At 72.8% G+C, this 14,174-nt stretch carries 13 protein-coding genes; 3 read left to right on the top strand and 10 right to left on the bottom strand.

What is annotated here, in order from left to right; genetic code table 11:
* Positions 1–2: 2 nt before the first annotated feature.
* Positions 3–1,283, bottom strand: a complete 1,281-nt coding sequence (locus ACWCXC_RS31080) for a glycoside hydrolase family 10 protein (protein WP_450683310.1) — start codon at positions 1,281–1,283, stop codon at positions 3–5.
* Between the two features lie 183 nt (positions 1,284–1,466).
* Between ACWCXC_RS31080 and ACWCXC_RS31085 the strand changes: the two genes are divergently transcribed.
* Positions 1,467–2,327, top strand: coding sequence for a 3-hydroxybutyryl-CoA dehydrogenase (locus ACWCXC_RS31085; RefSeq protein WP_450683311.1), 861 nt, complete (start codon positions 1,467–1,469; stop codon positions 2,325–2,327).
* 49 nt (positions 2,328–2,376) lie between these two features.
* On the opposite strand, the gene ACWCXC_RS31090 is transcribed toward ACWCXC_RS31085, so the two are convergent.
* The 8 genes from ACWCXC_RS31090 to infC form a co-directional block, all read right to left on the bottom strand.
* Entirely contained in the window at positions 2,377–3,717 is a 1,341-nt protein-coding gene (locus tag ACWCXC_RS31090; RefSeq protein WP_450891174.1) for a transcriptional regulator, read from the bottom strand.
* Positions 3,718–4,147: 430 nt separating this feature from the next.
* Complete coding sequence (pheT, locus tag ACWCXC_RS31095; RefSeq protein ID WP_450683313.1) at positions 4,148–6,658, bottom strand: phenylalanine--tRNA ligase subunit beta; 2,511 nt, start codon at positions 6,656–6,658, stop codon at positions 4,148–4,150.
* Positions 6,658–7,785 carry a phenylalanine--tRNA ligase subunit alpha gene (pheS, locus tag ACWCXC_RS31100; protein ID WP_385104177.1) on the bottom strand — a complete coding sequence of 376 codons (1,128 nt, stop codon included), beginning with the start codon at positions 7,783–7,785 and terminating at the stop codon, positions 6,658–6,660. Before pheS ends, pheT begins: the two co-directional genes overlap by 1 nt.
* Before the next feature lie 124 nt (positions 7,786–7,909).
* Positions 7,910–9,061 carry an ATP-binding protein gene (locus ACWCXC_RS31105; RefSeq protein WP_450891175.1) on the bottom strand — a complete coding sequence of 384 codons (1,152 nt, stop codon included), beginning with the start codon at positions 9,059–9,061 and terminating at the stop codon, positions 7,910–7,912.
* A 109-nt stretch (positions 9,062–9,170) separates the two neighbouring features.
* On the bottom strand, positions 9,171–10,013 hold the full coding sequence (locus ACWCXC_RS31110; RefSeq protein WP_450891176.1) for a TrmH family RNA methyltransferase: 843 nt from the start codon (positions 10,011–10,013) through the stop codon (positions 9,171–9,173).
* Positions 10,014–10,141: 128 nt separating this feature from the next.
* Positions 10,142–10,525, bottom strand: a complete 384-nt coding sequence (rplT, locus tag ACWCXC_RS31115; protein WP_003970214.1) for a 50S ribosomal protein L20 — start codon at positions 10,523–10,525, stop codon at positions 10,142–10,144.
* Between the two features lie 106 nt (positions 10,526–10,631).
* Positions 10,632–10,826 carry a 50S ribosomal protein L35 gene (rpmI, locus tag ACWCXC_RS31120; RefSeq protein WP_003970213.1) on the bottom strand — a complete coding sequence of 65 codons (195 nt, stop codon included), beginning with the start codon at positions 10,824–10,826 and terminating at the stop codon, positions 10,632–10,634.
* Positions 10,827–10,946: 120 nt separating this feature from the next.
* A complete protein-coding gene (infC, locus tag ACWCXC_RS31125) occupies positions 10,947–11,576 on the bottom strand; it encodes a translation initiation factor IF-3 (RefSeq protein ID WP_383646147.1) in 630 nt (209 codons plus the stop codon).
* 386 nt (positions 11,577–11,962) lie between these two features.
* Here infC and ACWCXC_RS31130 point away from each other — a divergent pair, with 386 nt between their 5' ends.
* Complete coding sequence (locus ACWCXC_RS31130; protein ID WP_450683317.1) at positions 11,963–12,325, top strand: DUF1844 domain-containing protein; 363 nt, start codon at positions 11,963–11,965, stop codon at positions 12,323–12,325.
* A gap of 77 nt (positions 12,326–12,402) precedes the next feature.
* On the opposite strand, the gene ACWCXC_RS31135 is transcribed toward ACWCXC_RS31130, so the two are convergent.
* A complete protein-coding gene (locus tag ACWCXC_RS31135; protein ID WP_450891177.1) occupies positions 12,403–13,131 on the bottom strand; it encodes an SseB family protein in 729 nt (242 codons plus the stop codon).
* Between the two features lie 86 nt (positions 13,132–13,217).
* Between ACWCXC_RS31135 and ACWCXC_RS31140 the strand changes: the two genes are divergently transcribed.
* Entirely contained in the window at positions 13,218–14,147 is a 930-nt protein-coding gene (locus ACWCXC_RS31140) for a serine hydrolase (protein ID WP_450891178.1), read from the top strand.
* Positions 14,148–14,174 lie beyond the last annotated feature (27 nt).

Below are 14,174 nucleotides of genomic sequence, written 5' to 3' on the forward strand. Positions count from 1 at the left end.
GGTCAGCGGGGCGCGCGGGCCCGCGACCGGTAGTGATCGGCCACCAGCCGGTCCATCGCGCCGATCCGGTCCGTGACCACGCTCTTCGCGGAGAAGTAGGCGTGGCCGCGGACCTGGTCGTAGGAGGCCGCGAGATCGAGGTGGCGGGAGAGTTCCGCCGGGTCCTGCCAGGCGGCGGGCTGGGCGGGATCGCCCGCCTTGTACAGGGCCTCGCCGATGAAGAGGTCCACCTCCGTGCCCCGGACCGTGCCGTCCCACCAGGCCACCAGCTCGCGGTAGTCGGCGGCGGCGAGGCCGATGTTCCAGTAGAGCTGCGGGCAGATGTAGTCCACCCAGCCCTTGCGGACCCAGCCCCGGGTGTCGGCGTACAGGTCGTCGTAGGTCTCCACCCCGGCCGACGTCGGTGAGCCGAGCGCGTCGGTGGAGGCGTTGCGCCACACCCCGAAGGGGCTGATCCCGAAGCGCACGCCCGGCTTGAGCGCCTTGATCCGCTGACCGGTCTCGCGCACCAGCCGGTCGATGTTGTCGCGCCGCCAGGCCGCCCGGCTCGAAAAGCCCGCGCCGTACGTCGTGAAGGCTGCGTCGTCCGCGAAGCTCTGGCCGGCGACGGGATACGGGTAGAAGTAGTCGTCCCAGTGCACGGCGTCGATGTCGTAGCGGCGCACCGCGTCCAGCATCGCGTCCTGGACGAAGGACCGGACCTCCGGCAGTCCGGGGTTGTAGTACAGCTTCCCCCCGTACGGCACGACCCAGCCGGGGTTGCGGCGGGCGGGGTGGGAGGCGGTGAGCCGCGAGGGGTCGGTGTGGTTGGCGACGCGGTACGGGTTGAACCAGGCGTGCAGTTCCAGGTCACGGGCGTGGGCCTCCGCGACGGCGGTGCCCAGCGGGTCCCAGCCCGGGTCCTTGCCCTGGGTGCCGGTCAGACAGGCCGCCCACGGTTCGTACGTGGAGGGCCAGAGCGCGTCGGCGCTGGGACGCACCTGGAGGATCACGGTGTTCAGCCGCCGGTCGACGGCCTCGTCCAGATAGGAGACGAGTTCCGCGCGCTGCTTCGCGGCCGTCAGACCGGTCTTCGAGGGCCAGTCGATGTTCGCCACGGTGGCGATCCACATCCCTCTCAGCTCCCGGTGGACCACCTCGCGCACACCGCCGGGCAGAGGGGCCGGTGAGGGCCCGCGCCGCGCCGTCGCCGCGGCGTCGCCGGCGAGGGCCGCGGCGGCCACCACCCCCGCCATCGTGCCGGTCGCCCCGGTCATGAACGTTCTGCGGTCCATCCGTCCCATCGCCCCGCTCCTGCCGTCTCGGTACGCGTCCTGTCCCGGGAATCCGGGCGTGGAACCGAGCATGCCCGCCCCAGCCCCCGATCCCGGGGAGGCGCGGAGTAACGTCGTGGGGTCGTGGTGGAGCCCGGAATCAGACGGAAGCCGCCGAACGTGAACAGCGAAAGGCACGAGGTGACGGACTCTATGGCCGACATTGCACGCGTCGGAGTGGTGGGCTGTGGCCAGATGGGCGCGGGCATCGCGGAGGTGTGCGCCCGCAGCGGCCTCGACGTCAAGGTGGCCGAGACCACCGGCGAGGCGCTGGAGATCGGCCGCACCCGGCTGCACAACTCCCTGTCCAAGGCCGCCGAACGCGGCAAGATCACGGCGGAGGAGCGCGACGAGACGCTCGCCCGCCTCAGCTTCACCACCGACCTCGGGGAGTTCGCCGACCGCGATCTCGTCATCGAGGCCGTCGTGGAGAACGAGCAGGTCAAGACCGAGATCTTCCAGGTGCTCGACCAGGTGGTGACCCGCCCGGACGCCATCCTGGCCTCCAACACCTCCTCCATCCCCCTGGTGAAGCTGGCCGTCGCGACCTCCCGCCCGGACCAGGTCATCGGCATCCACTTCTTCAACCCGGCGCCGGTGCAGCGGCTCGTCGAGCTGATCCCCGCGCTGACCACCTCGGACGAGACCGTCACCCGGGCCGAGGCCCTGGTGCAGGACGTCCTGGGCAAGCACCCGATCCGCGCCCAGGACCGCTCCGGCTTCGTCGTCAACGCGCTGCTGATCCCGTACCTGCTCTCCGCGATCCGGATGTTCGAATCGGGCATCGCCAGCCGCGAGGACATCGACAACGGCATGGAAATGGGCTGCGCCCACCCCATGGGCCCCCTGAAGCTGGCCGACCTGATCGGACTGGACACGGTCGCCTCGGTCGCGGACTCGATGTACGCCGAGTACAAGGAGCCGCTGTACGCCGCTCCCCCGCTGCTCCAGCGCATGGTCGACGCGGGCCGGCTCGGCCGCAAGACCGGGTCCGGGTTCTACCCGTACGCCTGATCCGGCCGTGCGGGCGGGGCCGTGGCCCGGCCCGCACGACGGAGGTTCCTCACAGCGGTACGCGCAACGCCCCGTCGACCAGATCGGCGGCCCGTCCGGCCTCGGCGCTGCCGCTGGCCACCAGATGTCCGCGCACCTCGCGCAGCCGGTCGCGCAGGCGCCGCGACTCCATGCCCCCGGCGCGCTCCGCCATCTCCGCCGCGATGGCCGCCGCCCGGTCGGCCTCGCCCCGGCGCAGTTCGATCGTGGTGAGGATGGCCAGCCGGTGGACGCGGCCCCGGTCGTGCGCCGGGGTGCGCACCGCGGCGGCGGCGTGCTCGGCGGCGGCCGGCAGGTCCCCGAGGCCGAGGAGCGCCTCGGCCACCTGGACGTCGACCAGCCCCGGCTGCACGTACCCGGTCTCGTCCGGCTCCCGGTCGGGGCGGATCCGCGCGGCCTCGGACTCGGCGTGCCGGATGCACCGCCGGGCGTTCGGGCCGTCGCCGAGATGGGCGTACGCCTTGGCCTGCATCGCGTGGAGATCGGCGGCCAGCGCCGGGGTGATCTCTCCTCCGGCGGCCCGCAGCGCGGACTCGGCGAAGGCCACCGACTGCCGGTACTCGGCCAGGAACAGCGACTGGTTGACCAGCAGCGCGATCACATAGCCGCCCAGTCCCCGGTCGCCGCTCGCCTTGGCCAGCCGCAGCGCCTGGTGGAAGTAGCGCTGGGCCAGTCCGTGCGCGTCGGAGTCGTAGGCGCAGATGCCCGCGACCGCCACCAGGGCGCCGGTCGCGCGGTGCAGCTGACGCCCCGTCGCATCGCTGTAGCCGCCGCGCAGCAGCGGGGCCGTCTCGGCGTTGAGGAAGCCGATGATGCGCGAACGCGTCGCGATTCCGCCCGCCTTGCGATACATCAGTTCGTAGTGGGCGCGGGCGGCCCGCAGCATCGCTATGTCGGCCGTACCCACGCGGCGCGGCCCGGTCCGCGACACATCGGTGTCCTCCGGCGGGTTCTCCCACTCCCAGACGGGCATCACCGCCGTGGTCCCCGTGGCGGCCGGGGCGGCGGTCAGTCCGTGGCGCTGCTGTTCGTCCGAGCGCCACAGGGCGGTGGTCCGCTCGACGAAGCCGGTGAGCGAGGAGGCGGGGGCGGCCGGACCGCCGGCGGGGAAGGCCATGCCGATGTCGTCGAGCGAGAGTGCCCTGCTCAGCCGGTGGCCCAGCACCTCGCAGATGAGGTCGGGGACCTGGCCGCGCGGGCGCTGGCCCTTCAGCCAGCGGGCCACGGCAGTGTGCTCGTAGCGCAGGCACAGCCCGCGGTCGCGCCCCGCCCGGTTCACATGGGCCGCGAGTCCGGCCCGGGAGACCCCCGCCTCGTCGATCAGCGCCTCTAGCAAGGTATTGGGCTCCATTGCCCCCATCGCCCCCTCCGGGTGGATCGGCACGCCACGGACGTGTCGCCCCAGTGGAGCACGATTCACACGGGGTGTGAACGGAATGCCCGAACCGTCCCCTCGCGCACGCTGTCGCGGCGGTGCCCGGACGGTTTGAATGGGTCCCCTCGCAAGAGGCGGCCGGGTCGTCTGCTCCCCCTCGTACAGCACGGCGGCCCGCTCCCGCGCCGTCCGCCCTGCCGACCTGCCCGACACTCCGCGGCAGCGCGGGCGGCGCCGGATCGCACGACCCACTGCCCATGGATCGGAGGGTGGCCGCGGGGCCGGTCCACGGCCGGGGCTCACCCGGTGGACCGCGACCCGCGTGCGGTCCGTGCCGCCCCGGCGAGCACGGAGGGGCGTGTCCGGGGTTGTCCGGACACGCCCCTCCCCTTGCGTACGGGTGGTGCTACGCGCCGCGCAGCACCGCGCCGGTGCGCTCGGCGGCCAGCGCGACCGCCGCGTCGCGCGCGGCGCTCGCCTCGTCGACGGTCAGCGTCCGGTCGCCCGCGCGGAAGCGCAGCGCGTACGCCAGGGACTTGCGTCCCCCGCCGATCTGCTCACCGGTGAACACGTCGAACAGCCGCAGCGATTCGAGGAGTTCGCCCGCGCCCTCGCGCAGGGCACGCTCCACGTCGGCCGCCGGGACGGCCTGGTCGACGACGAGCGCGACGTCCTGGGTGGCCACCGGGAAGGTGGAGATCCGGGGCGCCTGGAGCGTGCCGTCGGCGGCCTGCTCCAGCAGGTCGAGCCGGAGTTCCATGGCGCAGGTGCGCGCCGGCAGGTGGAGCTCCTTGATGACGCGCGGGTGCAGCTCGCCCGCGTGCCCGACGAGGGTCTCCGCGCCGTCGGCCGTCACGTACAGCGCGGCGCAGCGGCCCGGGTGCCAGGGCGCGTGCCGGTCGGCGCGGACGGTCAGCTCGACGCCGGCCTCCCGGGCGACGGTGCGGGCGGCCTCGATGGCGTCCGCCCAGTCGGCCGGGCGGCCCTTGCCCCACCAGCCGGCCTGCTCGCGGGCGCCCGCGAGGACCACCGCGACCTGCCGGGGCTGGTGCGGAAGCGCGGCGTCGAGCGTGGCGAGCTCCTCGTCGGAGGGGCGCCGGTCGACGGGCAGCCGGACCGGCTTCGTCTCCCGGCCGGTCGGCCGGAAGACCAGACCGGTCTCGAAGAGCGCGAGGTCGTGGCTGCCCCGGCCGTCGTTGCGCCGCAGCGCGCCGAGGAGGCCCGGCAGCAGCGTGGTGCGCAGCGAGGGCTCCTCGTCGGAGAGCGGGTTGACCAGCTTGACCGTGCGGCGGCGGTCGTCGTCCGCCTCCAGGCCGAGCTGGTCCAGGACCGCCTCGCCGATGAAGGGGTAGTTCAGCGCCTCGACGTATCCGGCGCCGGCCAGGGCGCGGCCGACGCGGCGGTGGAGCCGCTGGCGGTCGGTGAGTCCGCGGCCGGAGGGCGGGGTGGGGAGGGTGGAGGGCAGGTTCTCGTAGCCCTCCAGCCGGATGACCTCTTCGGCCAGGTCGTTCGGCTCGTTCAGGTCGGGGCGCCAGGACGGCGCGGTGACCAGGAGCTCGTCCTGCCCGTAGACGTCGCAGCCGACCTCCTGGAGGCGGCGCACCACGGTCTCGCGGCCGTAGGCGACGCCCGCGACCCTGTCCGGGTGGTCGGCCGCCATGGTGATGGTCCGGGGCGCGGACGGGGCGCTGATCTCGGTGACGCCCGCCTCGGCGGTGCCTCCGGCGAGCAGCACCAGCAGGTCGACGGTGCGCTGGGCCGCGGCGGCCGCGGCCTGCGGGTCGACGCCGCGCTCGAAGCGCTTGGACGCCTCGGAGGACAGCTTGTGGCGGCGCGCGGTGCGGGCGATCGAGATCGCGTCGAAGTGCGCGGCCTCGATGACGACCTCGGTGGTGTGCGCCTCGTCGGAGGAGTCGGCGATCTCGGTGTTCGCCCCGCCCATGACGCCCGCGAGGCCGATGGGGCCGCGGTCGTCGGTGATGACGAGGTCGGCGGCGTCCAGGACGCGCACCTGCCCGTCGAGCGTGGTGAGCTTCTCGCCCTGCTCGGCCCGGCGCACGCCGATCGGGCCCTCGACACGGCTGCGGTCGTAGGCGTGCAGCGGCTGGCCCAGTTCGAGCATCACGTAGTTGGTGACGTCGACGGCGAGCGAGATCGGACGCATGCCGGCCTTCTGGAGGCGGCGCTGCATCCAGATCGGGGACCGGGCCTCGGGCCGGAGGCCGACCACGGTGCGCGCGGTGAAGCGGTCGCAGCCGACCGGGTCGGAGACCCGCACCGGGTAGCCGTACGCGTTGGGCGCGGGCACGTCCAGGAGCGCGGGGTCGCGCAGCGGCAGCCCGTAGGCAGTGGCGGTCTCACGGGCGACACCGCGCATCGACAGGCAGTAGCCCCGGTCCGGGGTGACGGCGATGTCGAGGACCTCGTCGACGAGCTGGAGCAGCTCGATCGCGTCGGTGCCCGCCTCGTGCTCCGGCGGGAGCACGATGATGCCGTGCGTCCCGTCGTCGCCCATGCCCAGCTCGTCGGTGGAGCAGATCATGCCGTGCGAGGTGCGGCCGTACGTCTTGCGCGCGGCGATGGCGAAGTCGCCGGGGAGCACCGCGCCGGGCAGGACCACGACGACCTTGTCGCCGACGGAGAAGTTGCGGGCACCGCAGACGATCTCCTGCGGCTCGCCGGTGCCGTTGGCGGTGCCGACGTCGACCGTGCAGAAGCGGATGGGCTTCTTGAAGCCCTCCAGCTCCTCGATGGTCAGCACCTGTCCGACGACCAGCGGGCCCCGGAGGCCGGCGCCGATCTGCTCGACGGTCTCGACCTCCAGGCCGACGCCGACGAGCTTGGCCTGCACGTCGCGGCCGGTCTCGGTGACCGGCAGGTCGACGTATTCCCGCAGCCAGGAAAGCGGGACGCGCATCAGATCTCCATCCCGAAGGGCCGGGTGAACCGGACGTCTCCCTCGACCATGTCTCGCATGTCTTCAACGTGGTGGCGGAACATCAGCATCCGCTCGATGCCGAAGCCGAAGGCGAATCCGCTGTACTTCTCCGGGTCGACGCCGCAGGCGATGAGCACCTTGGGGTTGACCATGCCGCAGCCGCCCAGCTCGATCCAGCCCTCGCTGCCGCAGGTGCGGCAGGGGCGGTCGGGGTTGCCGACGGACTCGCCGCGGCAGACGTAGCAGACCATGTCCATCTCGGCGGACGGCTCGGTGAACGGGAAGAAGTTCGGCCGCAGCCGGGTCTTCATGTCCGGGCCGAAGAGCGCCTGGACCATGTGGTCGAGGGTGCCCTTCAGATCGGCCATGGTCAGGCCCTCGTCCACGGCGAGCAGCTCGATCTGGTGGAAGACCGGGGTGTGCGTGGCGTCCAGCTCGTCGGTGCGGTAGACCCGCCCCGGGCAGACGACGTAGACCGGGGGCTCCCGGTCGAGCAGGGTGCGGGCCTGGACCGGTGAGGTGTGGGTGCGCAGCACGACACCGGACTCGTCGGTCTTCGCGCCGTCGGCGCCCTCGACGAAGAAGGTGTCCTGCATCTGGCGCGCCGGGTGGTCGGGCACGAAGTTCAGCGCGTCGAAGTTGAACCACTCGGCCTCGGCCTCGGGGCCCTCGGCGATCTCGTAGCCCATGGCCACGAAGACGTCGGCGACGCGCTCCATGATGGTCGTCAGCGGGTGGCGGGCGCCGGCCGGGGTGCGGTCGTAGGGGAGGGTGACGTCCACCGCTTCCTCGACCAGGACGCGGGCGTCGCGCTCGGCCTCCAGCTCCGCCTGGCGCGCGGCCAGGGCCTTGGCCACGGCGCCGCGGGCCTGGCCGACGCGCTTGCCGGCCTCGGCCTTGGCCTGCGGGGGCAGCGCGCCGATCTCGCGGTTGGCGAGGGACAGGGGGGAGGTACCACCGGTGTGCGCGGTCTTCGCCTGGGCGAGCGCGTCGAGGTCACCGGCGGCGGCGAAGGCGGCGAACGCCTCGTCCCGCATGCGCTCGATCTCTTCCGGTTTCAGTGCCTCGACCTCGACTGGGTCGTACGACTTGTTCGGTGCCGACATCTCTTCCCGTACTTCCGATTGGCTGGTGGCGCGACCCCGCTCGACGACCGGAGGACGCAAAGGTGCCAATGGTCGAGTCTAAGGGTCACGGGATGAAGGGGGCGCCCGTGGGCCGCCGGGGCCGCTACTTCAGGTAGGCCGGCGCAGCCACGGGCAGAATAAATCGGAACTCGGCGCCGCCCCCGGGCCCGCGCCCGACCGTGATGGTGCCGCCGTGGGCCTCGACGATGCCCTTGACGATGTAGAGGCCCAGGCCGGTGCCGCCGCGCTTGCTCCCCCGCCAGAAGCGGGTGAAGACACGGCCCATCGACTGCTCGGGAATGCCGGGACCTTCGTCACTCACGGTGACCGCCGTTCCCTTCTCGTCGCTCGTCGCCGTCGCGGGGGCCACCTCAATCGTGACGGTTCCCTCGCCGTGGCGCACCGCGTTTTCCAGGAGGTTGCCGAGGACCTGGTCGACCTTGTCGGGATCGGCCCACACCTGGGGCAGCGGCTGGCAGGTGCGGACGAGGAAGCGGGCGGGGTCCTGGCCGTTGGCGGTGAGCGCCTGGACGTGGCGTTCGACGGCGGCGGAGAGGTCGACGGGCTGGCGGCGCAGCTCCAGGCGGCCGGAGTCGATCCGGGAGATGTCCAGCAGTTCGGCGATCAGCCGGGTGACGCGGTTGGCGTCGGCGTCGACGGTCTCCAGCATCAGCCGCTTCTGGTCGTCCGTGAAGCGCTCCCACTTGGCCAGCAGGGTGGCGGTGAAGCCCTTGACGGAGGTGAGCGGCGAGCGCAGTTCGTGGGCGACGGTGGCGATGAGTTCGGCGTTGCTGCGCTCGTTGCGGCGGCGGGCCTCGGTGCCGCGCAGGCTGATCACCAGCCGGCACACCGGTCCGGTCGGGCTCTCGCGTACGTAGCGCGCCGAGACCAGGACCTCGCGCCCCCCGGGCAGCAGCAGATTGCGTTCGGGCTGGCCGACGCGGGTGGCGAGGCCGCCGTACGGATCGGTCAGCTCCCACCAGCGGCGGCCCTTGAGGTCCTCCAGCGGCAGGACGTGCTGGAGCGGGCGGCCCAGCGCGGCCGCCGGGGACACGGTGGTGATCCGGGCGGCGGCGGCGTTGAAGCAGATGACCCGGCCCGTCTCGTCGGCGACGACGAGTCCGTCGGGGAGGTCGTCCGGGTCCAGCGCGCCGCCGCCGGGACCGACGCCCGCGACGGTCACCACGTCCGGGTCCCCCGCGGGGCGCGCGACGGCCGCCCCGGTCGCCCGCGACCCGCTCATGCCGACAGCCATCTTCCCGTACCCCACCTCTCGAACCGGTGCAGTGGGCCCCCGAGTTCGTCACCCTACTAGCCCGCGGTGACGGAGCGACACCCTGCGGGGCGGGGGTGGGACGGCTGGGTCAGCCCGTGGTACGGCGGGGGCGCTGGGCGCGGGCGGAGGCGTAGAGGCAGACCGCGGCGGCGGTGGCGAGGTTGAGGCTCTCGGCCCTGCCGTGGATGGGCACCCGGACGACGGCGTCGGCCAGGGCGCGGGTCTCCTCGGGCAGGCCCCATGCCTCGTTGCCGAAGACCCAGGCGGTGGGGGTGCCCATGGTGCCGGCGTCGAGTTCGTCGTCCAGGTCCCGCTCGCCCGCCCCGTCGGCGGCGAGGATCCGCACGCCCGCCTCCCGCAGTCCGCTCACCGCCGTCTCGACGGGTACGCCGACGGCGACCGGCAGATGGAAGAGGGAGCCGACGGAGGCGCGGACCGACTTGGGGTTGTACAGGTCGACGGAGGCGTCGGTGAGGACGACCGCGTCGGCGCCCGCGGCGTCGGCGCAGCGCAGCACGGTGCCGGCGTTCCCGGGGTCGCGGACGTTCGCGAGGACGGCGACGAGCTTGGGCCGGGCGGCGAGGACGGCGTCGAAGGGCGAGTCCAGGAAGCGGCAGACGCCGATCAGCCCCTGCGGGGTGACGGTCTGCGACACATCGGCCAGGACCTCGCTGTCGGCGAGGTGCACCCGGGCGCCGGCGGCGTGGGCGGCGTCGACGATGGCGGTGTGGCGCTCGGCGGCCTCGGCGGTGGCGAACAGCTCGATGAGGGTGGGTTCGCCGTCGCTGCCGCGGTGGTCCGCGGCCTCGCGCACGGCCTGCGGCCCCTCGGCGATGAACCTGCGCTCCTTGCCGCGGAAGTTGCGCCGGGCCAGGCGCCTCGCGGCGGCGACCCGTGGCGAACGCGGGGAGATCAGTTCGGGGGTGCCCATGTCGGCGGCGCGCCTCTCTTGCGGTACGAAAAAGGTCCGGACGACGGGGTCCGGGGGTGCAACGCACCGGACCCGCAGACGGCGCGCGCCTGCGGGTCCGGCTCAGAAGCCAAGAAGTGCGGCCTGGATCAGGCGGCCTTCGGGGCGTTGACGTCGCTCGGAAGGGCCTTCTGGGCGACCTCGACGAGGGCGGCGAACGCGTTGGCGTCGTTGACCGCGAGCTCGGCCAGGATCTTGCGGTCCACCTCGATGTTGGCGGCCTTCAGACCCTGGATGAGGCGGTTGTACGTCATGCCGTTCTGGCGGGCAGCGGCGTTGATGCGCTGAATCCACAGCTGACGGAAGTCGCCCTTGCGCTTCTTGCGGTCGTTGTAGTTGTAGACCAGGGAGTGGGTGACCTGCTCCTTGGCCTTGCGGTACAGGCGCGAGCGCTGACCGCGGTAACCGCTGGCGGCCTCGAGGATCGCCCGGCGCTTCTTGTGGGCGTTGACTGCCCGCTTGACGCGTGCCACTTGTTAACTCCTTGTAGCGGGGCCGTGGGTGTCCTCACACGGCCCGGAAACGAATTGGTCCCGGTCGGATCGAGGGCGCGTCCCGGGTGTCACCCGGAACGGCACCTCACTTGCCGAGAAGCTTCTTGATCTTCTTGGCGTCGGCCGGAGCCACGACGACCGTGCCGGTCAGCGAGCGGGTCTTCTTGGACGACTTGTGCTCGAGCAGGTGGCGCTTGCCGGCCCTCTCGCGGAGCACCTTGCCGGAGCCGGTGATCTTGAAGCGCTTGCTGGCACCGCTGTGCGTCTTGTTCTTCGGCATCGCGCCGTTCTCTCCTCGTCAGTGGCGCCCCTCGCGGTGCGGGCACCGGACAGCAGGGGCGTCAGATCTTCATGGGTTCCGGGGTGGACCCGGGGGCGCCTGGATGGCGGCCCCCGGAGGTCACGCCTCGGAAGGTGTCTCGGCCGGAGCCTCGTCCGCTGCCGGGGCGTCGGACGTACCCTGACGCTCGGCCTTGCGGGCGGCCTGGGCCTCGCGGGCCTCGGCCATGGCTTCGGTCTTCTTCTTGTGCGGGCCCAGAACCATGATCATGTTCCGGCCGTCCTGCTTCGGGTTGGACTCGATGAAACCGAGTTCCTCCACGTCCGAAGCCAGACGCTGGAGCAGTCGGAAGCCCAGTTCGGGGCGGGACTGCTCACGACCACGGAACATGATCGTGATCTTGACCTTGTCACCCTGCTTGAGGAACCGAACGACGTGACCCTTCTTGGTGTCGTAGTCGTGCGGGTCGATCTTCGGCCGGAGCTTCATCTCCTTGATGACCGTGTGCGCCTGGTTCTTGCGCGCCTCACGGGCCTTCATGGCCGACTCGTACTTGAACTTCCCGTAGTCCATGAGCTTGCACACGGGCGGACGGGCGGTAGCCGCCACCTCGACCAGGTCGAGGTCGTACTCCTGTGCGAGTTCCAGGGCCTTGGCAAGCGGCACGATTCCGACCTGCTCGCCACTGGGACCGACAAGTCGCACCTCGGGCACGCGAATCCGGTCGTTGATGCGGGGCTCGGCGCTGATGGATCCTCCTCGGTAGCACCACGCGACCGCCTGGCGGACAGCCGCGTAACGTCTGTTTCAGACAGACCAACCGTGCAAGGCCATGAAAAATGCCCCGCCGGGACACATGCGGGGCTCCTGGACAACCGGAACACCGCCACGGTCAACCGCGGGGCGCATCGGGCGGCTCCATCGTCCGTACGGAACGATGGGCACCACCTGACCGGTGACCCGCCGTCCCGGGGGACGGTCAGGTGGGAGATCGGAGCCTCCACTTGTGGGCCGGGCACATAGGCACCCAGCCGGTCGTTACACAAGGTTAGCAGCTCTCCGGGGCGTGCGCGAACCGGTGTGCGCATGTCCGCCCGGGGCGGGAAGGGGCAGGCCGGGGGCCTATCGTAGGGCGCATGAGTGACGCGACCCCCACCAGTGAGACCCCCGGCTTCGACGACATGGCCCGCGACATCGCGGAGGTGCCCGCCGTCGAGGTGATCGTGACGGTCGCCGTCAACCTGATGAGCGCCGCCGCCGTCAAGCTCGGACTGACCGAGGACGGCGACGACCACAAGGACCTGGACGAGGCCCGCAAGCTGGTGCACGCCCTGGCCGGACTGCTGGACGCGAGCACCACGGAGATCAGCTCCTTCCACGCGGCCCCGCTCCGCGACGGTCTGAAGTCGCTCCAGCTGGCGTTCCGCGAGGCGTCCCTGGTCCCGGACGAGCCCGGCCAGGGCCCCGGCGAGAAGTACACCGGCCCCGTCTTCGGCTGAGCCGCCGCCCGTCCTCTTCCCTTTCGCACGTGAGCCCCCGCCGCACACCGGCGGGGGCTCACGTCGTACGGGCCGGCTCAGCGCGTGAACAGGGCCTCGCCCGGCGCCGGTGCGTCGGCCGGGAGCAGCGCGAGGTCCAGACCGCGCACCAGGCGGGCGCGCAGCACCTCGTCGGCGGCCAGGGCGCGCGCGACCCGGCCCGCCGTCTCGGCGGGGTCGGCGCCGGCGGCCAGCACCAGGGCGAGCGTGCCGTCGGCGCGGCCGGGGCCGAGGTGGGCGCGGACCACGGCGGGCTCGGCGGCGACGGCCGCCCGCACGGCGGTGGTGACGGCGGGGTCGTCGAGCGGATCGGCGCTGGTCCGCCCCTCGGCGAGGGCGAGCAGCGCGGAGCCGGTCAGCTCGAAGGCCACCGGCCCCGCGAGGTCGAGCACCACCGTGTCGGCCTTCTCGTGCGCGGCGGCCTGGAGCGCCTGGTGCAGGGGTACGGCGACGGGGCGGGCCTGCGGGTCCCAGAGGGCCAGCGAGGCGGTGGAGGTGAAGGCGGGCAGGGCGCGCCGGTCGCCCGCCTGGAGCGTGGGCACCGCCATGTCACTGGTCTTCTCGCGGCGCAGCCCGCTCTCGTCCTCCTCCACCTCGCCGAGGACGGCGACCACGGGAACCAGCAGCCGGGCCCCCTTGAGGGCGGCGAGCACCGGTCCTATGGCCGTGCGGTCGGCGGACCAGGCGTTCAGGGCCTCGGTCAGGGCGGGGTCGGCCGAGCCGTCGTCGTCGGAGTATCCGGGGTCCGGAATGTTCTTCTGCGCCACAGGGCGAGCGTAGTGCCTGGGTTTTCTCATCCTGTCGACAGGTCGGGCCCAGCCGGGTGCCAGCCTCGGTTCCTAGCGTCCGGGACATGCCCCGCCACGCACTCCGCCGATCCGCCCTGCCCGTCTTCCTGACCGCCGCCGTCGTGCTGACCGCGTCGGCCGCCGGGGGCGCGTACCTGTCCGGCCGGTCGCCGCGTCAGCTGCCCGCCGCCTCGGCCTCCGTATCGTCCGTGTCGCCGACGGCGTCCGCCCCGGCGACGGCGGTGAAGGGCGGGGCAGCGGTGACGAACCGGGACGCGGAGCTGGCGGCGGCCCTGAAGAGCCTGCCGGCGGAAGCGGACGGGGAGGCGGTGTCGGTGGCCGTCCTGGACCGCGACACCGGAATCCGCGCGGTGTACGGCGGCGCGGACGCGACGTACGACACGGCGAGCATCGTCAAGGTCGACATCCTCGCCGCGCTGCTGCTGCGCGCCCAGGACGAGGGGCGCGTGCTGACCGCGGCGGAGCGTGCGCGGGCGGCCGTGATGATCGGGCGCAGCGACAACGACGCGGCGACGGCGCTGCTGGCGGCGGCGGGCGGGGCGGACGGCCTCGACGCGGCCAACGAGCGGTTCGGCCTGACCTCGACGAAGGCCGCGCGGGCGTGGGGGCTGACCCGGACCACGGCGGCCGATCAGCTGACGCTGCTGGAGGCGGTGTTCACCGACGACGAGGGCGCGGTACTGAACCGGGCCTCCCGGACGTACGTGCGCACCCTCATGCGGCAGGTGGAGGCCGACCAGCGGTGGGGCGTCTCGGCGGCGGGCAGCGACTCGGCCCTGAAGAACGGCTGGATGCCGAGGACCGCCACCGGGCTGTGGAACGTCAACAGCATCGGCCGCGTCACCGTGGACGGCCATGCCTGTCTGGTCGCGGTGCTCTCCGCCGGGCAGCGCACCGAGGCGGCGGGCATCGCGCGGGTCGAGTCGGTGGCGGAGGCGGCCGTGGGCGTCGTCCGGACCGGGAACGCCGGCTGAGCCGAGCGAGACGACGGCCGAGGCGCG

This window comes from Streptomyces sp. NPDC001515 (genome assembly GCF_053597115.1).